20 protein-coding genes and 2 tRNA genes are annotated in these 24,402 nt (G+C 73.4%); 10 read left to right on the top strand and 12 right to left on the bottom strand.

All coding sequences use genetic code 11. The features are described from left to right. The first annotated feature begins 24 nt into the window (after positions 1–24). Positions 25–98, top strand: a tRNA-Met gene (locus tag OM98_RS12530). Between the two features lie 88 nt (positions 99–186). Next, entirely contained in the window at positions 187–828 is a 642-nt protein-coding gene (locus OM98_RS12525) for an SGNH/GDSL hydrolase family protein (protein WP_010534977.1), read from the top strand. Between the two features lie 9 nt (positions 829–837). Here OM98_RS12525 and OM98_RS12520 read toward each other — a convergent pair whose 3' ends face one another. From OM98_RS12520 to OM98_RS12495, 6 genes are all read right to left on the bottom strand, one after another. Beyond that, the gene (locus tag OM98_RS12520; protein WP_010534976.1) at positions 838–1,620 is read right to left on the bottom strand and encodes a crotonobetainyl-CoA--carnitine CoA-transferase; all 783 of its coding nucleotides are present in this window, start codon (positions 1,618–1,620) and stop codon (positions 838–840) included. 14 nt (positions 1,621–1,634) lie between these two features. Then, complete coding sequence (locus OM98_RS12515) at positions 1,635–2,855, bottom strand: pyrophosphate--fructose-6-phosphate 1-phosphotransferase (protein WP_010534975.1); 1,221 nt, start codon at positions 2,853–2,855, stop codon at positions 1,635–1,637. 119 nt (positions 2,856–2,974) lie between these two features. After that, positions 2,975–3,766 carry a histidinol-phosphatase gene (gene hisN, locus OM98_RS12510; protein ID WP_010534974.1) on the bottom strand — a complete coding sequence of 264 codons (792 nt, stop codon included), beginning with the start codon at positions 3,764–3,766 and terminating at the stop codon, positions 2,975–2,977. Positions 3,767–3,867: 101 nt separating this feature from the next. Beyond that, positions 3,868–4,911, bottom strand: coding sequence for a ribosome small subunit-dependent GTPase A (gene rsgA / locus OM98_RS12505; RefSeq protein WP_010534973.1), 1,044 nt, complete (start codon positions 4,909–4,911; stop codon positions 3,868–3,870). A 34-nt stretch (positions 4,912–4,945) separates the two neighbouring features. Then, a complete protein-coding gene (gene aroA / locus OM98_RS12500; protein WP_010534972.1) occupies positions 4,946–6,310 on the bottom strand; it encodes a 3-phosphoshikimate 1-carboxyvinyltransferase in 1,365 nt (454 codons plus the stop codon). Between the two features lie 4 nt (positions 6,311–6,314). Beyond that, positions 6,315–6,881, bottom strand: coding sequence for a DoxX family membrane protein (locus tag OM98_RS12495; protein WP_010534971.1), 567 nt, complete (start codon positions 6,879–6,881; stop codon positions 6,315–6,317). Between the two features lie 295 nt (positions 6,882–7,176). Between OM98_RS12495 and OM98_RS12490 the strand changes: the two genes are divergently transcribed. Both OM98_RS12490 and OM98_RS12485 read left to right on the top strand, forming a co-directional pair. Continuing rightward, positions 7,177–7,833 (top strand): sigma-70 family RNA polymerase sigma factor, encoded by a 657-nt coding sequence (locus OM98_RS12490; RefSeq protein WP_010534970.1) that lies wholly within the window; start codon positions 7,177–7,179, stop codon positions 7,831–7,833. Further along, entirely contained in the window at positions 7,830–8,180 is a 351-nt protein-coding gene (locus tag OM98_RS12485; protein ID WP_010534969.1) for a zf-HC2 domain-containing protein, read from the top strand. The genes OM98_RS12490 and OM98_RS12485 overlap by 4 nt, the downstream gene beginning before the upstream one ends. 110 nt (positions 8,181–8,290) lie before the next feature. On the opposite strand, the gene OM98_RS16515 is transcribed toward OM98_RS12485, so the two are convergent. The 5 genes from OM98_RS16515 to OM98_RS12465 form a co-directional block, all read right to left on the bottom strand. Next, positions 8,291–8,365: a 50S ribosomal protein bL37 gene (locus OM98_RS16515; RefSeq protein WP_370297284.1), complete on the bottom strand. Its 75-nt coding sequence runs from the start codon at positions 8,363–8,365 to the stop codon at positions 8,291–8,293. A gap of 117 nt (positions 8,366–8,482) precedes the next feature. Continuing rightward, the gene (locus OM98_RS12480) at positions 8,483–9,130 is read right to left on the bottom strand and encodes a GDSL-type esterase/lipase family protein (protein ID WP_245528777.1); all 648 of its coding nucleotides are present in this window, start codon (positions 9,128–9,130) and stop codon (positions 8,483–8,485) included. Between the two features lie 113 nt (positions 9,131–9,243). After that, a complete protein-coding gene (locus OM98_RS12475; RefSeq protein WP_029362848.1) occupies positions 9,244–13,056 on the bottom strand; it encodes a multifunctional oxoglutarate decarboxylase/oxoglutarate dehydrogenase thiamine pyrophosphate-binding subunit/dihydrolipoyllysine-residue succinyltransferase subunit in 3,813 nt (1,270 codons plus the stop codon). 112 nt (positions 13,057–13,168) lie between these two features. Next, positions 13,169–14,434: a HAMP domain-containing sensor histidine kinase gene (locus tag OM98_RS12470; protein WP_010534966.1), complete on the bottom strand. Its 1,266-nt coding sequence runs from the start codon at positions 14,432–14,434 to the stop codon at positions 13,169–13,171. Continuing rightward, positions 14,431–15,240, bottom strand: a complete 810-nt coding sequence (locus tag OM98_RS12465; protein WP_050812668.1) for a response regulator transcription factor — start codon at positions 15,238–15,240, stop codon at positions 14,431–14,433. Before OM98_RS12465 ends, OM98_RS12470 begins: the two co-directional genes overlap by 4 nt. Positions 15,241–15,593: 353 nt before the next feature. Between OM98_RS12465 and OM98_RS12460 the strand changes: the two genes are divergently transcribed. The 5 genes from OM98_RS12460 (at position 15,594) to pabB (ending at position 20,364) form a co-directional block, all read left to right on the top strand. Beyond that, positions 15,594–16,481: a M23 family metallopeptidase gene (locus OM98_RS12460; RefSeq protein WP_245528776.1), complete on the top strand. Its 888-nt coding sequence runs from the start codon at positions 15,594–15,596 to the stop codon at positions 16,479–16,481. Continuing rightward, positions 16,478–17,530, top strand: coding sequence for a tRNA (adenosine(37)-N6)-threonylcarbamoyltransferase complex transferase subunit TsaD (gene tsaD / locus OM98_RS12455; protein WP_010534963.1), 1,053 nt, complete (start codon positions 16,478–16,480; stop codon positions 17,528–17,530). Before OM98_RS12460 ends, tsaD begins: the two co-directional genes overlap by 4 nt. A 78-nt stretch (positions 17,531–17,608) precedes the next feature. After that, positions 17,609–17,681 (top strand) — tRNA-Arg (locus OM98_RS12450). A gap of 71 nt (positions 17,682–17,752) precedes the next feature. Then, a complete protein-coding gene (locus OM98_RS12445) occupies positions 17,753–18,547 on the top strand; it encodes an SDR family NAD(P)-dependent oxidoreductase (RefSeq protein WP_010534962.1) in 795 nt (264 codons plus the stop codon). Between the two features lie 2 nt (positions 18,548–18,549). Beyond that, the gene (gene pabB, locus OM98_RS12440; RefSeq protein ID WP_010534961.1) at positions 18,550–20,364 is read left to right on the top strand and encodes an aminodeoxychorismate synthase component I; all 1,815 of its coding nucleotides are present in this window, start codon (positions 18,550–18,552) and stop codon (positions 20,362–20,364) included. A 28-nt stretch (positions 20,365–20,392) separates the two neighbouring features. On the opposite strand, the gene OM98_RS12435 is transcribed toward pabB, so the two are convergent. Then, the gene (locus tag OM98_RS12435) at positions 20,393–22,660 is read right to left on the bottom strand and encodes a bifunctional alpha,alpha-trehalose-phosphate synthase (UDP-forming)/trehalose-phosphatase (protein WP_010534960.1); all 2,268 of its coding nucleotides are present in this window, start codon (positions 22,658–22,660) and stop codon (positions 20,393–20,395) included. Positions 22,661–22,956: 296 nt separating this feature from the next. On the opposite strand from OM98_RS12435, the gene lysA reads away from it, so the two are divergent. After that, positions 22,957–24,369 (top strand): diaminopimelate decarboxylase, encoded by a 1,413-nt coding sequence (lysA, locus tag OM98_RS12430; protein ID WP_010534959.1) that lies wholly within the window; start codon positions 22,957–22,959, stop codon positions 24,367–24,369. The last annotated feature ends 33 nt before the right edge of the window (positions 24,370–24,402 follow it).

Here is a 24,402-nt window from a genome sequence, read left to right as displayed (position 1 = left end):
GGCGTCCTAGAGTGGAGTCATCGCCGCGGGGTGGAGCAGTTCGGTAGCTCGCCGGGCTCATAACCCGGAGGTCGTAGGTTCAAATCCTGCCCCCGCTACGAATCGGAGACCCGGCCAGCATTGCTGGCCGGGTCTTCTGCATGTCCGGGGGCGGTTCCTCGCCCCGGCGAACCGTAGACTTCCCCCATGACCCAGGCCCCTGCCCCGCGCACCCTCGTGTTCCTCGGCGACTCGATCACGGACTGTGGTCGGCGGGAGGACCCCGATGAGCTGGGCTACGGCTACGTGCGGCTGATCGCCGAGTACTTCGCCGCCCACGAGCCCGGGGCCCGCGTGATCAACCGCGGCATCGGCGGGGACAAGGTCGCCGACGTGGCCGCCCGCTTCGAGCAGGACGTGCTCGCGCTGGACCCGCAGGTGGTGACGATCTTCGTGGGCGTCAATGACGTCTGGCACGGTTTCACCCGCGGCGAGACGGTCACCGACGAGGACTTCGAGCGCGGCTACCGCTACGTGCTGGACCAGCTCAGCGCCACGCGGCCGGGTCTGCCCGTGCTGCTGGTGATCCCCTTCGTGGTGGACGTGGACCAGGAGAAGGCCGGCTACCACGGGGAGCTGGACCGCAAGGTCGCCATCATCCGCGACCTGGCCAAGGAGTTCGGCGCCGCCGTCGTGGACCTCGAGACGATGCTCGAGGAGGCCTGGCGGGTGGGCCACACCCCCGCCTCGATCGCCGAGGACGGCGTGCACCCCACTATCGCCGGGCACCGGCTCATCGCGGACACCTGGCTGGACGCCTTCGCCACGATCGACCGCACCAAGGGCTGAGCCGGCCTGTCAGCGCAGCGGCGGGCCGATGTCCACCGTGAGCACCGCGCGGCGGAATCCCTGCGCATCCACGCGCAGCAGGCGGTCCGGGGAGCCGGGGTCGCGCAGCAGCAGCTGACCGCCCGGCGTGGCGCCGACCAGCGCGTAGACGTGGTTCGGGCGGAAGGCCCCGCCGCTGTGCCGCACGCGCGCCGACAGCGGATGCGTCGAGGCGGTCATCGGGCGGCCCTGCGCCTGCCAGGCACGCACCCGGGCGGCATCGGGGGAGCGCAGCGTCATCCGCCCGGCCTCCCCGAGCAACAGTTGCAGGCCGTAGCGGGCCAGGCCCCGCTGCAGCATCCCGTAGCCCCCGGCCACGTGCCCGGCGATCGCCTTCTCCAGCACACCGATGTCGGCCGGGTTCGCCCCGTGGCGCCGCGCGTACAGGAAGCGGCCGCGGGCATCGACCGGCAGGGTGCGATCCACCCGCAGGGGCGCGTCCAGGCCGGGCAGGTGGACCTCCACGATGCCCTTGTCCTCGCCGGGCTGGCCCTCGCCGGGCCGGACCAAGGAGGCCAGATGCTCCGGGGAGGTCTCGTGGATCGCGAGCATCGCCGCCACCACCCAGCAGTCGCCGAGGGCGCCCTGGCGGGGCCGCGAGCCCCCATGCAGCGGCCCGTTGTCCTCCCTCCAGGCGCTCGCCCCGGGACCCAGCGCCAGGCGCAGCAGAGAGTCCCCGGACAGCGCGGCGCGCGCCCGCCCCGAGGGGGCGAGCGCGCGCAGGGACCTCCGCCAGGTGCGCGGACGCGGCACGGCGGAGGCGGGGATCAGTGGGCCTCGGCCGCCACGATCGGCTGGCCGGTGCGCTCCATGACGCCTGCGAACCAGGGCTGGGTGATGTCGAAGGCCTTGTGCCCGGCGATGCGGGAGAACTCGATGGCCTTCAGGCGGTCGCCGTCCTCCTCGTCGTGGCCGATCACGCCGGAGCCGCCCTCGAGGGCGACCTGGACCGCGAGGTCGGTCATCGACTTGATCAGGCGCAGGTCGTCGGCGTTGGCCTTCGCGGAGCGCGCGAAGTAGCCGGACTTCTGCACCATGACCTTCTCGGCGCCCAGTTTCTCGGAGAACTGCTTGGCGAACCACTGGCCGGGGTTGATGGTGTCGATCTTGACGTGGCCGAAGGGGTCCTTCTCCGGCTCCTCGCCGCGGGCCTGCATCTCGGCGACGATCTCGGGGATGCCGGCGCCCTCGGAGAGGAAGATGTTCACGCAGCCGGTCTTCTCCATCACGCCGCGCAGGCGCTCGGCCTCCGCCTCGATGTCGAGCTTCAGCTCGGGCAGGAACACGGCGTGCACGTCCCAGCGGTCGGCGCGGTGGCCGATGCCGGGCAGCCACTGCTGCTTGCTGTGCCAGTCCTGGTAGTAGGCGGCGGCCTCCGCGGTCAGGTAGCCGCAGGCGCGGCCCATGATCTCGTGGATGATCAGCATCTTCGGGTTCGAGCCGTGCTCGGCGAGCACGTTCTGGGCGAAGATGCTGGTCTGCTCCGCGGCGGAGCGGGCGCCGAGGGACTGACGGATCGGCACGATGTCGTTGTCGATGGTCTTGGGCAGACCGACCACCTGCAGGTCGTAGTCGTGCTCGTGCAGGTAGTGGGCGAGGTCCGCCGCGGTGGTGTTGGTGTCGTCGCCGCCGATGGTGTGCAGCACGTCCACGCCGTCGGCCTTGAGCTTCTCGGCGGCCACCTCGAGGGCGTTGTCACCCTCGGCGATCAGGCCGCGCTTGACCAGGTCCGCGGTGTTGGTGAGCTTCACGCGGGAGTTGCCGATGGGGGAGCCGCCGTAGTTGTGCAGCACCGCGGCGTTCTGGCGCACCTCGTCGTCGATGATGATCTTGGCGCCGGAGAGCAGGCCCCAGTAGCCGTGCTGGTAGGCGATGATCTCGACGTCGGGGACCAGCTCGGTGTAGCGCTCGATCAGACCGCCGACGGCCGAGGACAGGCAGGGGGCGTACCCACCGGCGGTGAGCAGGGCGACGCGCTTGACGGTCATGGGGTCAGATCCTCCACGGGTTCCGGGGGTGCGCGCGAGGGCGCGCGCGGATGGCGGTGCCATCGTAGCCGCCGCGCCCGTGGGGAGGCGGGGACCGGGTGCCCGGTGGACGGCCGCGCTCAGCCGCGCAGCTCGAGGGCCTCCAGGACCTCCTCGTGCAGGCGACCGTTGGTGGCCAGGACGTTCCCGCCGAAGGGCCCGTCCTGCCCGTCCAGGGAGGTGAAGCGTCCGCCGGCCTCGGTGACGATGGGAGCCAGGGCCACCATGTCGTGCAGGTTCAGCTCCGGCTCGCAGGCCACGTCCACGGCGCCCTCGGCGACCAGCATGTACGACCAGAAGTCGCCGTAGGCGCGGGTGCGCCAGAAGCGCTGCATCAGGTTCAGCATCTGCGGCAGCCGGTCGCGCTCCGCCCAGCCGTGCAGCGAGGAGTAGGACAGGGAAGCCTGGTCGATGCTCTCCACCTGGGAGACCTGCAGGCGGCTCGCCGAGGACAGCCGCGAGCCGCTCCAGGCGCCGGCCTCCAGCCCGCCCCACCAGCGCCGCGACAGCGCGGGGGCGGAGACCAGGCCGACGACGGGCCGGCCGTCCTCGATCAGGCCGATCAGCGTGCCCCACACCGGCACCCCGCGCACGAAGTTGCTGGTGCCGTCGATCGGGTCGATCACCCACTGCCGCGGGGCGGAACCGGTGGAACCGAACTCCTCGCCGATCACCTGGTCGCGGGACCGGGAGCGGCGCAGCTGAGCGCGCACCAGCTCCTCGGCGGCGCGGTCGGCGTCGGTGACCTCGGTGAGGTCCGGCTTGGTGGAGACCTCGAGGTCCTGCGCCTTGAAGCGGGACATGGTCAGCTGGTCCACGGCGTCCGCGAGGACGTGGGCGAGGCGCAGATCATCGGCATGACGGCTGGACATGCCCCCCACAGTAGGCGGTGCGGGCCGCTGACCTCGGCAGCGACGCCCGCCGGGGGGACGTAGGCGCCGGGTCGTGAAGGGGCTCCGGCGTCCCTGGTTGCTCAGACGTCCCAGGGGTCGTTGCGGCGCAGCGTCGCCGCCAGGCGGCGGTAGGAGGCCAGCCGGGCCGGACCGGCGGTGCCCGCCGCCCCCTCGGCCACCAGGGCGTCCAGGGCGCAGTCGGGGCTGTCCTCGGCGTGGGTGCAGCCGCGGGGACACTGCGCGGCCAGCTCGGCGAGGTCGCCGAAGGCCTCCAGCAGCTCCTCGGGATCCACGTGGCCCAGGCCGAAGGACCGCACCCCGGGGGTGTCGATCAGCCAGCCGCCCTCCGGCAGCGGCAGCGCGAGCGCCGAGGAGGAGGTGTGGCGTCCGCGGCCGGTGACGTCGTTGACCACGCCGGTGGCGCGGCCCGCCCCGGGCACCAGGGCGTTCAGCAGGGTGGACTTGCCGACCCCGGAGTGCCCGATGAGCACGCTGATGCGGCCCTCGAGGTGCGCGCGCAGCTCCTCCAGGCCCGCCACGGCGCCGCCCTCCTCGCGGGAGGTGACCACGTGCTCGACGCCGAGGGGCGCGTAAGTGCGCAGGAAGTCCGCGGGGTCGCGCAGGTCCGCCTTGGTCAGCACCAGCAGCGCGGGGATCCCCGCGACGTAGGCGGCGACCAGGCAGCGGTCGATCATGCCGCCGCGCGGCTCCGGGTCGGCCAGGGCCGTCACGATCACCATCAGGTCCGCGTTGGCGACCAGCGGGCGTTCGGTGGAGTCGTCGTCGTCGGCGCTGCGGCGCAGGAAGGAGGTGCGCTCGTGGATCCGCACGATCCGGGCCAGGCTGCCCTCGCGGCCGGAGACGTCCCCGACCAGGCCCACCACGTCGCCGGGGACGACGGGGGAGCGGCCCAGCTCGCGGGCGCGCATCGCGGTGACTGCCCGCTCCTGTTCGGTGCCGGCCGCGACCACGGTGCGCCAGCGGCCGCGGTCCACCGCGACCACACGGGCGGGTACGGCGTCCTCGTGGGAGGGGCGGTCCTTGGTGCGGGGCCGGGAGCCGCGACGGTTCGGCCGTACCCGCACGTCGGACTCGTCGAAGTCGCGGGCGGAGCGACGGCTCACCGGCGCACCCGACCGGGACGGCAGGACAGGCAGGTCACGCGGGGGCCTCCGCGGGGCTGCGCGGGGCCGGGACGTCCTCGATCTCCTCGGGGGGATCGGTGTGCAGCATCGCCAGCCACATGCCCACGAAGTCCGGGAGGGTCTTCTGGGTGGTGGCGACGTCGACCACCTGCACGCCGGGAACCCGCAGCCCGACGATCGCGGCGGCGGTGGCCATGCGATGGTCCTCGTAGGTCTCGAAGACCCCGCCGGTGAGCGGGCCGGGGGTGATCTCCAGCGAGTCCGCGTGGTCGACGGTGAGCGCGCCGAGCTTGGTGAGCTCGGTGGCCAGGGCGTGCAGCCGGTCGGTCTCGTGACCGCGCAGGTGGCCGATGCCGCGCAGGTGGCTGGGGGAGTCCGCGAGCGCCGCCAGCGCCGCGATCGTGGGGGTGAGCTCGCCGACCTCGGAGAGGTCCGCGTCGATGCCGTGGATCTCCCCGGTGCCGCGCACGCAGACCTCGTCCTCCTCGCGCCACACCTCGGCGCCCATCCGTGCCAGCAGCTCGCGGTAGGCGTCGCCCGGCTGGGTGGTGGTCTCCGGCCAGTCGGCCACGGCGATGGTGCCGGAGGTGACCATCGCGGCCGCCAGGAAGGGGCCCGCGTTGGAGAGGTCCGGCTCGACGGTCACCTGGTCCATCGTCAGCTCCGCGGCGGGGACCCGCCAGCGGTGACGGCCCTGCTCGTCGAGGTCGTGGGAGACCTCGATGCCGACCTCGGCCAGGGTCTCCACGGTCATCGCGATGTGGGGGAGGGAGGGCAGGGTCGCCCCGACCTGTACCACCTCGAGGCCGCGCTCCGTGCGGGAGCCGACCAGCAGCGCGTTGGAGATGAACTGGCTGGAGGCGGAGGCGTCGATCTCGACCCGGCCTCCGGGCAGGGAGCCGGTGCCGTGCACGGTGAAGGGCAGGTGCCCGGGCTCACCGTGCTCGGTGACCTCGACGCCCTGGTCGCGCAGCACCTGGATCACGGGCGCCATGGGGCGGCGCAGCGCGCCCTCGTCCCCGGTGAAGCGGACGTCCCCGCGGTGCAGGGCCGCCAGCAGCGGTACGAAGCGCATCACGGTGCCGGCCAGCCCGCAGTGCACCTCGACGGGCTCGGCCGGATGCTCCCCGGCCGGCGGCAGCGGCACCACCTGCAGGGCGCCGTCCTCGACGCTCAGCACCGCGCCCAGCCGCTCGAGGGCGTCCCGCATCAGCCGGGTGTCCCGGGAGACCAGGGCGCCGCGCAGCTCGGTGGGCTCGTCCGCGATGGCGGCCAGCAGCATCCAGCGGGCCGTGAGCGACTTGGAGCCCGGCACCCGCACCAGGGCGTCGACGGGCCGCTCAGCGGTGGGGGCGGACCAGAGGACCTCGGAGCTCACCGGCTCAGGCCTGCTGGGCGGCGATCTTCTTCTGCACGTCCTTCGACGTGCCCTTCGCCTTCTTCTCCACAGCGGAGGCCTTCTTCTCGAGCTGGCGCTGCTTCTTCTCGGCGGCCTTCTGGCTGCGCTCGACGAACTTGTTCACGCGGTAGCCGACGGAGGGCTTGCCGTCGTGGTCCACCGCGGCCAGCAGCATGCCGCCCAGCAGGCCGGCGTCCACCAGCATCGACTGCAGCTCCTGGATGCGCTCCTCGCCGGAGAGCTCCCAGATCTTCTTGCGGCCGGCCCAGCCGACGGAGCTGGTGACCAGCAGGGTCGCGGCGGCGACACGGGGGGCGCGGTTGGTGGCGTACAGGACGCCGGCGCCGATGGTGACCGCGGCGGTGCCGCGCACGATGGTGCGCACGTTCACGAAGCCCGGGGCGGAGGACTCGGCCAGCACGGAGTCCGCCTTCTCGAAGGCGGTGGGGGCGACGTCGATCTGGCGCGCGGGCTGACGGAACGACCGGACGCCCTCGAGGATGAAGGGGGCGGCGAGCAGGGGGCGGGCGATGCGGCGGACCAGAGACATGGCGTCCTCACGTTGTCGGTGCGGGATGTCGGTGGGGTGGCCCCGCGAGGAGACCTCCCTCACCCGGGGCCACCCTACCGCGCGGGGAACACGCGGGAGGGCGCGGACGTTGCACCCCACGGACCACGATCCGCGCAGCCCGCGGACCCACCGACCCACAGACCCACAGACCCACAGACCCACAGACCCACAGACCCACGAACCCACGAACCCACGAACCCGGACAGGAGCGTCGATGACCGCCACGGCCGCACCACCGGCGCCCGCGCCCGGCGCTGGCGTAGGTTGGGGGGCGATGAGCCCGACCGATCCCGCCCCGCCCACCGCGGTCCCCGCCCCCGAGGCCCCGGACGCGCCCGACTTCGACTTCGAGGCCGAGGCGCTGTCCCACCTGGACTCGCTGTACGGGGGCGCCCTGCGCATGACCCGCAACCCCCAGGACGCCGAGGACCTGGTGCAGGAGACCTTCATGAAGGCCTTCCGCGCCTCCGAGCGCTTCACGCCCGGCACCAACATGCGCGCCTGGCTGTACCGGATCATGACCAACAGCTACATCTCCACCTACCGCCAGAAGCAGCGGCGGCCCCAGGAGTCCTGGAGCGAGGACGTGGAGGACTGGCAGCTGGCGGAGGCCGAGTCCCACAGCAGCCGGGGGCTGCGCTCCGCGGAGACCGAGGCGCTGGACGCGCTGCCGGACTCCGCGGTGAAGGACGCCCTGGCCCAGCTGCGGGAGGACTACCGGATGGCGGTGTACCTCGCGGACGTCGAGGGCTTCGCCTACAAGGAGATCGCCGAGATCATGGAGACGCCGATCGGGACCGTGATGTCCCGCCTGCACCGCGGGCGGCGCCAGCTGCGGGAGCTGCTGGCCGACCACGCCCTCGCCAGCGGCTACCTCCGCGGCGAGGACGAGCACGTCGGGGCCGCCGCGGCCCCCGAGGAGGACCGATGAGCAACCAGGACCCGGAGACCCGGGGCGAGACGGACGGCGCGCGGCGCGACCTGCGCTACGGCCTGCAGGAGGCGCTGGACGGGGAGCTGCCCGCCGAGATGGTGGAGCGGATGAGCCGCCACGCCGAGGACTGCCCGGAGTGCGCCGACGAGGTCGAGCGGCTGCGCCGGCTCAAGGAGCTGGTGCGGCGCAGCTGCACCGAGAACGCCCCGCCCTCGCTGCGCGAACGGATCGCCGTTCAGTGCCGCACCGTGAGCGTCACCCGCACCACGGTCGACGGGGAGGGGGGCTCCGTGACCGTGACCCGCTCCTCGAGCACCACCTGGTCGGCGCGCGGCGAGGCCTGAGCCCGCCCCACAGGAAGGCGCCGCGGCGCCGCCTGTGTCCCCGCCGACGACGAAGCCCCCATCCGGATCCCGGATGGGGGCTTCTCGCACGCCAGAGGGCGCCGAACGGCTCAGGCGTTGGGGCGCTTGCCGTGATTGGCGCCGCTCTTGCGGCGGGACTTGCGCTTGCGTCCACGCTTGCTCATCACGCTCTCCTTCCTCCGACCGGGCAACCCGATGATTCTGCCACACCCGCGCCGGACCGGCCGCGGGCGAGCGGCCCGGTGTGGTGCGGTCGTGGCGGGACGGCCGTGCGCGGGGGCTCAGCCGCGGCCGGTGGCCCAGTCCGCGAAGCCGCCGTGCAGCACCAGCCAGGCCATCAGCCCGTAACCGGTCTGCCCCGGGTACTGGCCGACGGCGCGGGAGAGGTCGCCCTCCCACTGCTCGTGGCCCTCCAGACCCGAGACCATGTCCACGTAGGGGGTGCGGCGGCGCGAGCAGACGTCCGCGAAGGCCGAGGACAGCTCGCGCACGGATCCGGCGGTCTCGGGATCGCTGCCGGGCGGGGGACCCACCACGAAGGCGGGGATGCGCATGCGCTCCAGGCCGTCCAGCACCTTGGCGAGGTTCAGCCGGGCCCGGGCGAGGGAGAGCCCGGCGCCCGCGTCGGCGCGACCCAGGGCCACCACCACGCGGTTCTCCATCGGCTCCTCGCCGGAGGTGGGGGCCATGCGGGCCCGCACGTCTGCGTCCCAGCGCTCGGCCAGGTCGCCCGAGGTGTCACCCGGCAGGGCTGCGGGGAACAGCTCCAGGCGGCAGTCGGTGCCCTGCGAGCTGGCCACGGCGCGGCCGATCCAGCCCAGGGCGCGGGCGTCGCCCACCCCGGCGAGCAGCTCGTCGCCGAGCGCGATGATCCGGATCCGCGACTCGCCGGATGCGGACGGGGCGGACGGGGGCACTGCTGCGGGCACCGGGACCTCCTGGGCCGGGAACGGACGATCGCCCCACTCTAACGGGGGCGGCGCGGGGCGGGCGAACCGCCCGGCGCCCCCGAAGGATCGGGGCCCTGATGATCGGTGGGCGATCAGCCGCCGATGGCGCGGCGGATCAGGTCCTCCTGCTCGGCCTTGTGGGCCGTGGCGGAGCCGGTGGCGGGGGAGGCCGAGGCCGCCCGGGCCACCACCCGCAGGGTGCGGCCGATCGCCCCGGGAAGGTTCATCGCCATGAAGCTCCAGGCGCCCTGGTTCTCCGGCTCCTCCTGCACCCAGGTGAGCTCGGCGTCCGGGTACGCGGACAGCACCTCGGAGAGCTCCTCGCCGGGCAGCGGGTAGAGCTGCTCGAGGCGGACGATCGCCAGGTGCTCGGCGCCCTCCTTCTCGCGGCGCGCCACCAGGTCCCAGTACACCTTCCCGGAGGTCAGCAGCACCTTGGTGACCTTGTCGGGGTCGACCGTGGTGTCGGGCAGCACCGGGCGGAAGCCGCCGCTGGTGAAGTCCTCGACCGGGCTGACCGCATGCTTGTTGCGCAGCATCGACTTCGGGGTGAAGACGATCAGCGGCTTGCGCGGCGCGGTGAGCGCCTGCTTGCGAAGCAGATGGAAGTAGCTCGCCGGGGTGGACGGCGCCGCGACCCGCATGTTCTCCTCCGCGCACAGCTGCAGGAAACGCTCGATCCGGGCGGAGGAGTGGTCCGGCCCCTGGCCCTCGTAGCCGTGCGGCAGCAGCATGACCACGCTCGAGTTCTGGCCCCACTTCTGCTCGGAGGCGGAGATGAACTCGTCGATGATCGTCTGGGCGCCGCTGACGAAGTCGCCGAACTGCGCCTCCCACAGCACCAGCGAGTTCGGGCTCTCCACGGAGTAGCCGTACTCGAAGCCCAGCGCCGCGAACTCCGAGAGCGAGGAGTCGTAGACGTTGAAGCGTGCCTGCCCGTCGGTGAGGTACATCAGCGGGGTCCAGGTCTCCCCGGTCTCGTGGTCGATGAGCACGCTGTGACGCTGCACGAAGGTGCCGCGGCGGGAGTCCTGGCCGGCCAGGCGCACCCGGCGGCCCTCCATCAGCAGCGAGCCGAAGGCCAGCAGCTCGCCGAAGGCCCAGTCGATCCCGCCCTCGGTGGACATCTGGGTGCGCTTCGCGGTGAGCTGCGTCAGCTTCGGGTGGACGGTGAAGCCCTCGGGAACCTCGGAGTAGGCGGCGCCGATGCGCTCCAGCACGCCCGCGTCCACGGCGGTGTCCTCCCCGCCGGAGACCTCGGTGGAGCGCTGCGAGGCCGGCAGGTCCAGGCCCTGCACCGCCGAGTCGGGGTCGACCCGGGGGCGCTCGGTGTCGTCGCGGGTGGCGGCGAAGGCCTCGTCCAGGTGGTCCTGGAAGTTGGCGACCAGGCCCTCGGTCTCCTCCTCGGTGAGCTCGCCGCGCTCGATCAGGGCCTCCATGTACTGCTTGCGGGTGGAGGGCTTGCCCTGGATCAGCTGGTACATCTGCGGCTGGGTCATCGAGGGGTCGTCGCCCTCGTTGTGACCGCGGCGGCGGTAGCAGACCATGTCGATGACCACGTCGCGGTGGAAGGTCTCGCGGTAGCGGAAGGCGATCTCGGCGACCCGCACGCAGGCCTCCGGGTCGTCCCCGTTGACGTGGAAGATCGGCAGCTGCGTGGACTTGGCGACGTCCGTGGAGTAGAAGGACGAGCGCGAGGAGTCCGGCAGCGTGGTGAAGCCGATCTGGTTGTTGATGATCACGTGGATCGTGCCGCCGGTGCGGTAGCCGCGCAGCTCCGAGAGGTTCAGGGTCTCGGTGACCACGCCCTGGCCCGCGAAGGCCGCGTCGCCGTGCAGCAGGATCGGCAGCACCGGGAAGTCCGCGGGCTGCTCCAGGCGGTCCTGCTTGGCGCGCACGATGCCCTCGAGCACCGGGTTCACGGCCTCCAGGTGGGAGGGGTTCGCCGCCAGGTAGACCTTCGTGGTCTCGCCGTCGGTGGCGGTGTACGTGCCCTCGGTGCCCAGGTGGTACTTCACGTCGCCGGAGCCGACGGAGGCGCCGACGTTGCCCTCGAACTCCTGGAAGATCTGGGCGTAGCTCTTGCCCGCCAGGTTGGAGAGCACGTTCAGCCGGCCGCGGTGGGCCATGCCGATGCAGACCTCGTCCAGGTGCTGGTGGGCGGCGGCGTCCAGGACCGCGTCGAGCATCGGGATGACGGACTCGCCGCCCTCCAGGGAGAAGCGCTTCTGGCCGACGAACTTGGTCTGCAGGAAGGTCTCGAAGGCCTCGGCGGCGTTGAGGCGATCCATGATGTGGGTGAGCTCGGCCTTGTCGAAGGGCGTGCGCGGGGTCTCCATCTCCCGCTGCAGCCAGGCGCGCTCCTCGGTGTCGGTGATGTGCATGTACTCGATGCCGATGGAGCGGCAGTAGGAGTCGCGCAGCACCCCGAGGATGTCCCGCAGGGTCATCTCGTCCTGGCCGCCCAGGCCGCGGGTCGGGAAGGAGCGGTCAAGGTCCCACAGGGTCAGGCCGTAGGACTCGACGTCGAGGTCGGGGTGGTGCCGTACCCGGTACTGCAGCGGGTCGGTGTCGGCCATCAGGTGGCCGCGCACGCGGTAGGAGTGGATCAGGTCCATCACCCGGGCCAGCCGCTCCGAGGGGGTGAAGGTCAGCGGGTTGTCCTGCACCCATCGCACCGGCTGGTAGGGGATGCGCAGCGAGGTGAAGACGCGGTCGTAGAAGCCGTCCTTGCCCAGCAGCTTGTCCGCGATCCTCTTCAGGAACTCGCCGGAGGCGGCGCCCTGGATGATGCGGTGGTCGTAGGTCGAGGTCAGGGTGGTGACCTTGGAGACGGCGAGATCCGCGAGGGTGGCCTGGCTGGCGCCCTGGAACTGGGCCGGGTAGTCCATCGCGCCGACGCCGACGATGGTGCCCTGGCCGCTCATCAGGCGGGGGATGGAGTGCACGGTGCCGATGCCGCCGGGGTTGGTCAGCGAGACCGTGGTGCCCGTGAAGTCGTCCATCGTGAGCTTGCCGGCGCGGGCCTTGCGGACGACCTCCTCGTAGGCCTTCCAGAAGCCGCGGAAGTCGAAGCGCTGGGCCGCCTTGATGTTGGGGACCACCAGGCCGCGGGAGCCGTCGGGGCGGGGCATGTCGATGGCGAGGCCGAAATTCACGTCCTCCCGCACCAGCATCACGGGCTTGCCCTTGTCGTCGACGTCGAAGCCGTTGTTCATGTCGCCGACCTCGGCGACGGCCTCGACCATCGCCCAGCCGATCAGATGGGTGAAGGAGACCTTGCCGGCACGGTGGCGCTTGAGGTGGTTGTTGATGACGATGCGGTTGTCGAACAGCAGCTTCACCGGCACGTCGCGCACCGAGGTCGCGGTGGGGACCTTGAGGGACTCGTCCATGTTGCGCACCACGGCGGCGGCGGGGCCGCGCAGCTTCTGCACCTCGGGCTCGCGCAGCTCCACGGCGGGGATCTGCGAGGTGGTGGTGGGGACCTTCGCCGGACGGTCCGAGGTGGTGGAGACGCCGTCCGCGCGGGCGGCGGGGGTGGACGCGGAGGACGGGCGGGACTCGGTCACGGGCGCGGGTTCCTTCTCGGCGGGGGTCGCGGCGGCGGCCGCGCGGGTGGTCTGGGGGGCGGAGCTCTCGGCGGGCTCCGCGGTCTGCTCCGGCTCCGGCGCGGCCTCCTGGGCAGGCTCAGGCTCAGGCTCAGGCGCGGGATCGGCGGGGGCGTCGTCGGAGGGGGCGGTCTCCGGCTCCGGGGAGGTGCTGCCCGCGAAGTACTCGGCCCAGCTGGGGTCGACGCTCGAGGGGTCCTGCTGCCATTGCTCGCGGAGCGCGTCCACGAGCCATTGGTTCGGTCCGAAATCCCCGGTGGGGGACGAATCGGAGCTCTGTGTCGTCTGTGACACCGGGAGATCGCCAGCCTTCACGCGGTCGGGTGATGTGGATGGCTCCACCCTAGCCGAGGGCGGAGCGTCCGGTCCGGGCCCTGCAGGACCTTGGTCCGGGTCGTGGTCGAGGTCACGTTCGGGTCACGGCGCCGGGCCAGACCCGGGCCTCGGTGTCGCGGCTCGGGAGCATCCCGACGGCGGCCGCGGCGACCGGATCCAGGGGGTGCGCCTCCTCCTCGGGGCCGGGCAGCGTCACCCGGATCAGGGAGGAGCGGCCGCTGCGGGCCTGCGCCTCGCGGGGGTCGTCGAGCACCTCGATCTCGCCGCCGTGCAGCCCCACCGCCCAGCGGGCGATCGCGAGGCCCAGCCCGGTGCCGCCGGAGCTGTCGGCGATGCCGCCGCGCTGGAAGCGCTCGAAGACCCGGTCGCGGTCCTCCTTGGCGATGCCGGGGCCCTCGTCGTGCACCGTGATCCGCACCCCGCCCTCGCCGGTGGCTCCGGCGCGCACGTGGATGCGTCCGCCGGCGGGGGAGTGGCGGGCGGCGTTGTCCAGCAGGTTGTGGATCACCTGGTGCAGACGGGCCGCATCGGCCACCGCCTCCAGGTCCGGCGGGTCCACGGCGACGATCCAGCGCACGTCCCGGTCACCGGCGGCGAGGGAGGCCGCATCGACCACCTCGTGCAGGAAAGGCGTCAGCTCGATCCGCTCCAGGTCCAGCTCCACCACGCCCGCGTCCAGCCGGGAGAGGTCCAGCAGGTGATCCACCAGCTGGGAGAGCCGCTCCGTCTCGGCGAGGGCCACCTCCAGCGCGGCCGGGTCCGGCTCGGTCACGCCGTCCACCAGGTTCTCCAACTGCGCCCGCAGCCCGGCCACCGGGGTGCGCAGCTCGTGGGAGACGTTCGCGACCAGGTCGCGGCGCATCCGGTCGGTCTGCTCCAGCTCCGCCGCCATCGTGGTGAAGGCCGCCGCGAGCTGGCCCACCTCGTCGCGGCTGGTGGCGTGGACACGGCGGGTGTAGTCGCCGCGCGCCATCGCCTGCGCGGCCCGGGTCATCTCCCGCAGCGGGGAGGTCATGCCGCGCGCCATGATCTGGGTGAACACCAGGGCGGTCAGCACCACCACCGGGATCGTCAGCAGCGGGGTCAGGCCCACGGCGCTGCCCAACCAGGTGAACCCCGCGGCGCCGGTGACGACGGTGACCACCAGCACACCGAGCTTCACCTTGAAGGAGCGCACGCTGTCCAGCGGTCGCACGTCCAGGGTCTCCTCGACCCGGCGACGGGCGGCCGTGCGCACCTGCGGGCCCACCCAGCGCCGCGGCGGGACGCTGCCGCGCGGGGCCGACCCGCCCGGCAGCCCGGTGGGATCGGAGCCGGCGGGATCGGAGGAGGTCATGGCCGCTCCGGCTCCTCCGGCAGCTCGGGGGTGGCGGGGGAGGTCGGCACCTGCTCGGGGTGCTCGAGGGCGTAGCCCACGCCGTGCACCGTGCGCACCAGGTCGGAGCCCAGCTTCCGGCGCAGCGCCTTGACGTGGGAGTCGACGGTGCGGGTGCCGGTGGCGTCCACCCAGTCCCAGACATCCGCCAGCAGCTGCTCGCGGGTCAGCACGGTGCCCGGGGCGCTCGCCAGGCACAGCAGCAGGTCGAACTCGGTGGGGGTGAGGTGCGCGGGCACCCCGGCGCGCATCACCCGTCGCCCGGCGCGGTCGATCACCAGGTCACCGATCTGCAGCGCCATCTGCTGCTCCGCGGGCGCGGCGGGCGCCGGGGCCTGACGCACCCGGCGCAGCAGGGCCTTCAGCCGGGCCACCAGCTCCCGCATGGAGAAGGGCTTGGTCATGTAGTCGTCGGCGCCGACGCCGAGTCCCACCAGCATGTCGGTCTCGTCGTCGCGGGCGGTCAGCATGAGCACCGGCACCGGTTCTGCGGCCTGGATCCGCCGGCACACCTCGAGACCGTCGAATCCGGGCAGCATCACGTCGAGCACCACCACGTCGGGCCGCACCTCCTCGACGGTGCGCACCCCGGAGGGGCCGTCGCCGGCGGTGGTGACCTCCCACCCCTCGGCGGCGAGGCGGTCGGCGATGGCGCGGGTGATGGTGGGCTCGTCCTCGACCACCACCACACGCACGGGGGACTCGGGGCCGTCCGGGCCGCTCGCGGAGGCGGCGCCGGACACGGCGGAACTCTCGGGCGTCGACATGCCGCCACTGTAGACCGCGGGCCCTCACCGGGACCGGCCGGGCGGCGCCCCTGCCCCGGGGCTCCCCGCCCCCTCCACGAACCCTGCACGCGACCCCGGTGGGAAGTGGGGTGCATCACCCGTGTCGCTGCAGGCTGTGGCGCCAGCGTCAAGAGGTCCCCTCACCCCCGGGGCGCTCGGCAAAGAATCTGCAAAAGGCCAGTTGACGGCCTCGGAGGTCCCGGCGGGACGCCCCTAGATTGGCGGGGCAGTTCGATGACCCGCCCTCCTTCCCCGTTCGGCGTCACGGACCCCCATCCGGCAGTTCCCCCGCATCCCCTGACGCCCCACCCCACGACGGAAGCAGGTCACCAGTGGCGAATCATCGCGCCGACGGACGCGCCCATGTGCGCAAGCGCCGCCTGAGCGGCGGCACCCACTGCGAGGCCGCCCTCCCCGCCGGCCTGGTCAAGGTCGGGGTGCTCGGCGCCCTGGCGACCGCCACCATCGCCGCGCCGCTGGCCGCGGCCGCCGCCGGGGTCGAGGACGCCGGCACCGCCGTCGCCGACACCGTCACCGCCGAGGCCCCCGTCGAGGTCGAGGCCGCCGCCGTCGAGCTGCCCGTCGCCTCCACGCCCGAGGCCCGCGAGGACGAGGACGCCTCCCGCTCCGAGGACCGCGAGGACGCCGAGAGCACCGAGGACGCGGAGGGGGCCGAGGGGGCGACCGCCACCGGCGTCGCCGCCGTCGAGGCCACCGAGCTCTCCGTCGAGGTCCCCGAGCCTGAGCCCGAGGTCACCGAGGCCGCCGCCTCCAGCGACGAGGCCGCCGAGGAGGGCGCCGGGGGCACCGAGGAGTCCGCCCCGGCCAGCTCCACCGGCTACATCGCCCCGGTGAACGCGCCCACCACCTCCGGCTACGGCTACCGCACCCACCCCGTGCTCGGCACCAGCAAGATGCACGACGGCGTGGACTTCGGCGCCACCTGCGGCACCCCCGTCAAGGCCGCCGCCGCCGGCACCGTCGTGGCCGTCGAATACCACAGCGCCTCCGGCAACCGGGTGAAGATCGACCACGGCAACGGCGTCGTCACCGGCTACTACCACCTGCAGGGCTTCAACACCTCGGTGGGCGCCACCGTCGCCCAGGGCGACACCGTCGGCTACGTCGGCTCCACCGGTCGCTCCACCGGCTGCCACCTGCACTTCTCCAAGATGGACGAGGCCGGGAACTACTCCGACCCGATGTCGCTGCTGCGGTGACCCGCACGCCGCTCGTCCTCGGCGTCGAGTCCTCCTGCGACGAGACCGGCTTCGGCCTGGTCTCCGGGGGCGTCCTGCTCGGGCAGGGTCTCGCCTCCAGCGCCTCCCAGCACGCCGACTTCGGAGGGGTGGTGCCCGAGATCGCGGCCCGTGCCCATCTCGAGGCGGCCGTGCCGACCCTGCGGATCGCCCTGGCCGACGCCGGCGTCGAGCTCGGGGACATCACCCACGTCGCCGCGACCTCCGGGCCGGGCCTGGCCACCGCCGTGCACGTCGGCCTCGCCGCCGCGAAGTCGGTCGCCTGGTCGCTGGACGTGCCGCTGTACGGGGTGCACCACCTGGCCGGTCACGCCGCCGCCGACACCCTCGAGCACGGTCCGCTGCCCGCGCAGAGCATCGTGCTGATCGTCTCCGGCGGGCACACCTCGATCCTCGCCGTCGGCGACCTGGTGCGCGACCCCATCGAGCACCTCGGCGACACTCTGGACGATGCCGCCGGGGAGGCCTTCGACAAGGTGGCCCGCCTGCTGGGCCTCGGCTACCCGGGCGGCCCCGCGATCTCCCGCGCCGCCTCCACCGGCGACCCCACCGCCTTCGCCTTCCCCCGCGCCATGCTGCGGCCGGGCGATGCCCCCTTCTCCTTCTCCTTCTCCGGGCTGAAGACCGCCGTCGCCCGCACCGTGGAGACCATCCGCCGCGCCGGGGACGAGGTGCCCGTGGCCGACATCGCCGCCTCCTTCGAGCAGGCCGTGGTGGACGTGCTGGTCACCAAGGCGATCCGCGCCGTGCAGGAGCGGGACCTGGGCACCATGGTCATCGTCGGCGGCGTGGCCGCGAACGCCCGACTGCGGGAGGTCGCCGCCGAGCGCTGCGCCGCCGCCGGCATCGAGCTGCGGGTGCCGCCGCCGCGGCTGTGCACCGACAACGGCGCGATGATCGCCGCGGTCGGGGACCTGCTGGTGCGCTCCGGCGCCGAGGCCAGCGGGCTCGGCATCGCCGCGGACCCCTCCGCCGTGCTGCACGGCGCGCAGCTCCCGCTGCCGCGGTGAGTCCTCTCTCACTCCCGTCCCGCGCGGCCGGTGCGTGCGCTCGCGCGACCCCCGCCCCTTGCTAGACTTCCGAGGTCCGCCCGCGTAGCTCAGTGGATAGAGCGTCTGCCTCCGGAGCAGAAGGTCGTAGGTTCGAATCCTGTCGCGGGCACCGGATGCCCCGAGGCCCGTCACCATCACGGTGGCGGGCCTCGCGGCACGTCCGGGCAGTACCGTGAGGCCATGCAGATCGACCTCAGCTCCCGCACCGCCCTCGTCACCGGCTCCACCCAGGGCATCGGCCGCGCCATCGCCGCCGACCTCGCCGACGCCGGCGCGACCGTCGCCATCAACGGCCGCCGCGCCGAGACGGTCGAGTCCACCATCGCGGAGCTGCGCGCCGAGAACCCCGAGCGTCGCCTCGTGGCCGCCGCCGGCGACGTCACCGCGGCCGAGGGCGCCGAGGCGGTGCTCGCGGCGACCGGCGAGGTGGACGTGCTGGTCAACAACCTCGGCATCTTCGGCGCCACCCTGGCCCTGGAGGTCACCGACGAGGAGTGGCTGCGCTACTTCGAGGTGAACGTGCTGGCCGCGGCCCGCCTGATCCGCCTGGCGCTGCCCGGGATGATGGCGCGAGGCTGGGGCCGGGTGCTGTCGATCGCCAGCGACTCCGCTCTGGTGATCCCCGCGGAGATGATCCACTACGGCATGTCCAAGACCGCGCTGCTGGCCGTCTCCCGCGGCTACGCCAAGGAGGCCGCCGGCTCCGGCGTCACCGTGAACTCCGTGATCGCCGGCCCCACCCACACCCCGGGCGTGGAGGACTTCGTGTACGAGATGGTGGACGCCTCCCTGCCCTGGGACGAGGCCCAGCGCGAGTTCATGCGCGCCCACCGCCCGCAGTCCCTGCTGCAGCGCCTCATCGAGCCCGCCGAGATCGCCCACCTGGTGGCCTACCTCGCCTCCCCGCTGGCCTCGGCGACGACCGGTGCGGCGGTGCGGGTGGACGGCGGCTACGTCGACTCGATCGTCCCCTGAGCGTGCCCCCCGCGCGCCGTGAGTTCCTCGCGCCGCGGGCGCGGTTCGACGATGCCGCCCGCGGCCGCTCCCTGATCGTCGATGCGGTGGACGAGGCGATCGTCGTCGATCGCCCCGCGGAGCTGCGTCCGGCGCTGCGTCGGGTGCAGGCGGCCGTCGACGGGGGCGCCTGGGCGGTGGTGATGCTCTCGTACGAGGCGGCTGCGGCCTTCGATCCCGCCGCGCGGGTGCAACCCGGCCGCGCCCCGGAGCCGCTGGCATGGTTCGGGCTCTGCGACCCGCCGCGAGAGGTGCCCTACCTCGCCGAGTTGCCGCAGGGCCTCGGCGGTTACCAGGCCGAGCCGTGGCAGTGGGCCTGGGAGGAGTCCGAGCACGCCGCCGCCGTGCAGCGGGTGCGGGCCGCGATCGCCGCGGGGGAGACCTACCAGGCGAACCTCACCACCATGCTGCACGGACACCTGGGCGGCGACCTGCTCGCCGCCTACCGGGACCTCGCCGCCGCCCAACACGCCGCCCACGCCTGCTGGCTCGACCTCGGCGGGCAGGCGATCCTCTCCGCCAGCCCCGAGCTGTTCCTGCAGCGCGAGGGCCAGCGGATCACCACCACGCCGATGAAGGGCACCGCCGCCCGCGGCGAGGGCCCCGCGGCCGACGCCGCCGCCCGCGCCGACCTCCGCGCCAGCGCCAAGGAGCGCGCGGAGAACGTGATGATCACCGACCTGCTGCGCAATGACCTGGCCCGTCTCGCCGTCCCCGGCAGCGTGGACGTGCCCTCGCTGCTCGCCGTCGAGCCGTATCCGACCCTCTGGCAGATGACCAGCACCGTCACCGCCCGGGCGCGGCCGGGCGCCGGCCTGGAGGACATGCTGGAGGCCACCTTCCCCTGCGGCTCCATCACCGGCGCCCCGAAGCTCGCCACCATGGGACACCTCGCCGCCCTGGAGACCGAGCCGCGCGGCGTCTACTGCGGCACCCTCGGCCTGCTCGGGCCGGACACCGCACGGCTCTCCGTCGCCATCCGCACCCTGGTGGTGGATCGGGCCACCGGTGCCTCCCGCTACGGCGTGGGAAGCGGGATCACCTGGGCCTCCGAGCCCGCCGCCGAATGGGCCGAGCTGCACGCCAAGACCCGCGTGCTCGATGCCCTGGCCGGGGGAGCGGCCCCGACCCCGCAGCCCGACCGGGACCTGGCCGGCTTCGGCCTGATCGAGACCCTGCGCGTCCAGGACGGCGCGCCGCGGCACCTGGCCGCGCACCTGGACCGCCTGCTCGCCGGCGCCGAACGCTTCGGCATCGAGGCCGAGCGGGAGGCGCTCGCCGCACAGATCCGGCAGTGCGCCGCCGCGGCGGGGGAGGGCGTGCTGCGGGCGTGCCTGCTGCTGGACGGTGCGCTCGACCTCACCGTACGCGCCCAGCCGCCCGCTCCGGAGCGCCCCGTGCGGCTCTCCCTGGACACCGTGGTGCAGGATCCCGAGGCGCCCGCGATCCGCCACAAGACCACCGAGCGCGGCCACTACACGGCGGCGCTCGACCGGGCCCTCGCCCGCCACCCGGAGGCCGAGGACGTGATCCTGCGCGGCCGGGACGGCCGGGTCACCGAGACCACCATCGCGACCCTCGTCGCCCGCGTCGACGGCACCTGGGTCACCCCGCCGGTCACCGACGGCCTGCTGCCAGGCATCGCCCGCCGCCTCGCCCTGGAGGCGGGGGAGATCACCGAGCGTCCGCTCACGGCGGACGACCTGCGGGCGGCGGAGGAGATCACCCTCCTCAGCGCCGTGCGCGGATGGCGGCCAGCCGTCCTGCTCGAACGGTAGGTCGCGCGAGGCAGCCGCTCCCGGAGGCTCAGGCGCTGCGGCGCAGCTCCGCCATCCGGGTCAGAACCTCGCGCACCGCCTCCGGGTCGGCCACCCGGTGATGCGCGGCGGTGTCGCCCTCGCCCACCTTGATGCCGAGGTCCCGCTCGCCGAGCCGCCCGAAGACCGATTCGTCGGTGACGTCGTCGCCCAGGTACAGGATGGCGTCGGCGGCGCTGGCCCGTGCCAGCGCTTCCACCGCGATGCCCTTGGAGGTGTCGACCACCGAGAACTCCACGACCTCCTTGCCGGGGGTCACGGTCACGTCCGGCAGGGTCTGCGCGTACTCCAGCGCCGCCTCGGTGGCGTTGGTGCCGCCGCGGCCGCGGGCGTTGCGGGTGTGCAGGACGGCCGCCGCGGGCTTCGTCTCCACCTCCGCGCCCGGGTGGGCGGCGGCGATCCGGTGCAGGGTGCGGGTGATCGAGGCGAGCAGGTGCTCCTTCTCCTCGGTCATGGTCAGCGCCGCCGAGTCCAGCACCTCCGCGTGCATCCACGGCGGCAGCGCGCCCACCTCGGCGCCGTGCGAGCCCACCAGCACCACCGAGCTCGGCATCCGGGTGTGGTGGTCCAGGTTCGTCAGCGCCCGACCGGAGACCAGCGCCACCGCGGCGCCGTCCATCTCCGCCAGCTCCCGCAGCGCGCCGAGGGAGCGGTGGTCGGCCTCGACCGCGTGGCGGTCCGCCACGATCGGCGCCAGCACCCCGTCGAAGTCGCTCGCCACCAGGATCCGCGGCACCTCGGCGAAGGCTTCCAGCGCCGCCGCCAGGGCGTCCGGCCCAGGCGCCTCGTTCCCGGCCAGCCGCACCGGCACCGTCGTCGACTCGGGGCGGCCCACCTGTTCCAGCTCCTGCAGGAAGGCGTGGGCCCAGGCCTGCACGTCGTGGTCGACCACCTGTCGGCGCAGGGAGGTCATCGCCTCGCGCTGCTCCTCCTCCGGCAGCTTCAGCGCGCGCAGGATCGCGGACTTCAGGTCGTCGATGTCGTGGGGGTTCACCCGGATCGCGGCGCGCAGCTCGTCGGCGGCGCCCGCGAACTCGGAGAGCACCAGCACCCCCTGCTCGTCGGCGCGGGAGGCCACGTACTCCTTGGCCACCAGGTTCATGCCGTCCCGAAGGGCCGTCACCAGCACCACGTCGGCGGCCATGAACAGGGCCGTCATCTCGCGCCGGTCGAAGGAGCGGTGCAGGTAGGACACGGCGGGACGGCCGATGGGGGCGTGGTCGCCGTTGATCCGGCCCACGGTCAGCTCCACCTCGTCGCGCAGCTGCCGGTAGGCCTCCACCCGCTCCCGCGAGGGCGTGGCGACCTGCACCATCACCACTTCGCGGGGGTCCACGGCGCCGTCGTTCAGCAGCTCGCCCCAGGCCTTCAGTCGGTGGCGGATGCCCTTGGTGTAGTCCAGCCGGTCCACGCCCAGCACGATCTTCTCCGGGTTCCCGAGGTCCTCGCGCAGCTGACGGGCGCGCGCCCGGATCTGCTCGTCCTCGGTGAGGGCGGAGACCGCCTGGGTGTCGATCGAGATCGGGAAGGTGTGGGCGACGACCTCCCGGGCCGGCGCCGAGCCGAGGCCGGGCACGGTGATCCGCTGCCCGTCCACGTGATGGCCCAGCAGCTTGCGCACCGCGGCCACGAAGTTCTGGGCGTCGCTCTCGCGCTGGAAGCCGACCACGTCGGAGCCGAGCAGGCCCCGCAGTATCTGGTTGCGCTTGGGGAGCTGGCTGAACAGCTCCACCGGCGGGAAGGGGATGTGGTTGAAGAAGCCGATCCGCACGTCGCTGCGGGTCTCGCGGATCATCTGTGGCACCAGCTGCAGCTGGTAGTCGTGCACCCAGACGATCCCGCCCGGCTCCGTCACCGCCGCCGCGGCCTTCGCGAAGCGACGGTTCGCGGCCACGTAGGCGTCCCACCAGGTGCGGTGGAACTCTGGATCGACGATCACGTCGTGGTACAGCGGCCACAGGGTGGCGTTGGAGAAGCCCTCGTAGTACTTCTCCACCTCCTCCTGGGCGAGCGCCACCGGGTACAGGGACATGCCGTCCGCCTCGAAGGGCTCCGGCGCCTCGCCCGCGGAACCCGCCCAGCCCACCCAGGCGCCCGAGTCGACCGTGCGCATCACCGACTCCATCGCGGTGACCAGACCGCCCGGGCTGGTGACCCACTCGGTGGCCCCGTCGGGCAGGGTGCGGGCATCCACCGGCAGCCGGTTCGCGACCACCACCAGCTCGTGCAGGGCATCGGGGCGGGGGGCTTCGGTCACGGCGGGTCCTCCAAGGGGTCGCGGCTCGGCGGTGGGCGGGACCCACGCTATCAAGTGCGATGCCTCACGGCCGTGCTGCGGGGGTCCCGTTCCCGGGGTGTTCACCTGCCCGCTGACCTGCGCGGATGGTGACCAATCGGGGCAGCGGGGACGCGGGGACGCCGGGCGGTCGGCCCACGGGCCGGACCGGTCGCCGGAGCCCGTGCGGCGCCCGTCTAGGGTTCTGGGGTGCCCGCGCGGCGGACCCGCCCGCACCGGCCGCCCGCCCCCTGAGTTCCCGTCCCCCAGGAGAGACCATGCGCGCCCACGAGGCCGGAGCCCTCCACGGCAACGACGCCGCCCCCACCTGGCTGCCCTACCCGGCCGACGTCAACCACCTGATCCCCGGGCTGTGGTCGCAGACCTGCCGCCGCGATGCCGACGGCGCCGTCGAGGTGGGCGGCGTGAGCGTCACCCGGCTCGCCGAGGAGGTCGGCACCCCCGCCTTCGTGCTCGACGAGGACGATTTCCGCGCCCGCGCCCGGCGATTCCGCGACGCCGCCGCTGAGGCCTTCCGCGCCCACGCCGGGGGAGAGGTCTACTACGCCGGCAAGTCCTTCCTGTGCACCGAGGTGGCCCGCTGGGTGGACGAGGACGGCCTGGGCCTGGACGTCTGCACCGGCGGCGAGCTCGCCGTCGCCCTGCGCGCCGGCTTCCCGCCCGCCCGCACGGCGCTGCACGGCAACAACAAGTCCGACGCCGAGATCCGCCGCGCCCTCGAGGTCGGGGTGGGCCGCATCGTGGTGGACTCCCTCGGCGAGATCGACCAGGTGGAGCGGATCGCCGCGGCCCTCGGCACCACCGCCCCCGTGATGCTGCGCATCACCACCGGCGTCGAGGCGCACACCCACGAGTTCATCGCCACCGCCCACGAGGACCAGAAGTTCGGCCTCTCCCTCAGTGCCGGCGACGCCTTCGAGGCCATCCGCCGCACGCTGGAGGCCACGCACCTGGAGCTGGTGGGCCTGCACTCCCACATCGGCTCCCAGATCTTCGACGTCGGCGGCTTCGAGGTCGCCGCGCGCCGCGTGATCGACCTGGTCGCCCGGGTGCGCGAGGAGCTCGGCCACACGATCACCCAGCTCGACCTGGGCGGCGGCTTCGGCGTCATGTACAACACCCAGCACACGCCCTCCACGCCCGAGGCGCTGATGGACGGCATCGCCGGGATCGTGGAGAAGCAGTGCCACGAGGCGGAGCTGCCGGTGCCCCACGTCTCCTTCGAGCCCGGCCGCGCCATCGCCGGCCCCTCCACCCAGACCCTCTACACCGTCGGCACCGTGAAGGACGTCCGCCTGGGCGGCCCCCACCACCGGGTGTACGTCTCCGTGGACGGCGGCATGAGCGACAACATCCGCACTGCCCTCTACGACGCCGACTACTCCTGCCTGCTCTCGAACCGGGTCTCGGGGGAGCGCCCCGAGGTGGTGCGCGTGGTCGGCAAGCACTGCGAGAGCGGCGACATCGTGGTCAAGGACGAGTACCTGCCCGCCGACGTCGAGGCCGGGGACCTGGTCTCCGTGCCCGTCACCGGCGCCTACTGCTACGCCCTGGCCTCCAACTACAACCACGTGCCCCGCCCGCCCGTGGTCGCCGTGAAGGACGGCGCCTGGCGCACCCTGCTGCGGCGGGAGACCGAGGAGGACCTGCTGGGCCTGGACCAGGGCTGAGCCGGCCAGGGACGACCGGATCGCGGCCCGCCC

The sequence above is a fragment of the Brachybacterium squillarum M-6-3 genome (genome assembly GCF_000225825.1).
GTDB classification, from domain to species: domain Bacteria; phylum Actinomycetota; class Actinomycetes; order Actinomycetales; family Dermabacteraceae; genus Brachybacterium; species Brachybacterium squillarum.
This window is presented reverse-complemented; position numbering and strand designations above follow the sequence as displayed.

Coding starts and splice junctions, on each gene's coding strand:
- hisN (WP_010534974.1), bottom strand. CDS start 3,766: ATGTCCAGCCGTCATGCCGATGATCTGCGCCTCGCCCACGTCCTCGCG.
- lysA (WP_010534959.1), top strand. CDS start 22,957: ATGCGCGCCCACGAGGCCGGAGCCCTCCACGGCAACGACGCCGCCCCC.
- OM98_RS12525 (WP_010534977.1), top strand. CDS start 187: ATGACCCAGGCCCCTGCCCCGCGCACCCTCGTGTTCCTCGGCGACTCG.
- OM98_RS12515 (WP_010534975.1), bottom strand. CDS start 2,855: ATGACCGTCAAGCGCGTCGCCCTGCTCACCGCCGGTGGGTACGCCCCC.
- OM98_RS12485 (WP_010534969.1), top strand. CDS start 7,830: ATGAGCAACCAGGACCCGGAGACCCGGGGCGAGACGGACGGCGCGCGG.
- OM98_RS12465 (WP_050812668.1), bottom strand. CDS start 15,240: ATGTCGACGCCCGAGAGTTCCGCCGTGTCCGGCGCCGCCTCCGCGAGC.
- OM98_RS12470 (WP_010534966.1), bottom strand. CDS start 14,434: ATGACCTCCTCCGATCCCGCCGGCTCCGATCCCACCGGGCTGCCGGGC.
- OM98_RS12490 (WP_010534970.1), top strand. CDS start 7,177: ATGAGCCCGACCGATCCCGCCCCGCCCACCGCGGTCCCCGCCCCCGAG.
- OM98_RS12495 (WP_010534971.1), bottom strand. CDS start 6,881: ATGTCTCTGGTCCGCCGCATCGCCCGCCCCCTGCTCGCCGCCCCCTTC.
- OM98_RS12445 (WP_010534962.1), top strand. CDS start 17,753: ATGCAGATCGACCTCAGCTCCCGCACCGCCCTCGTCACCGGCTCCACC.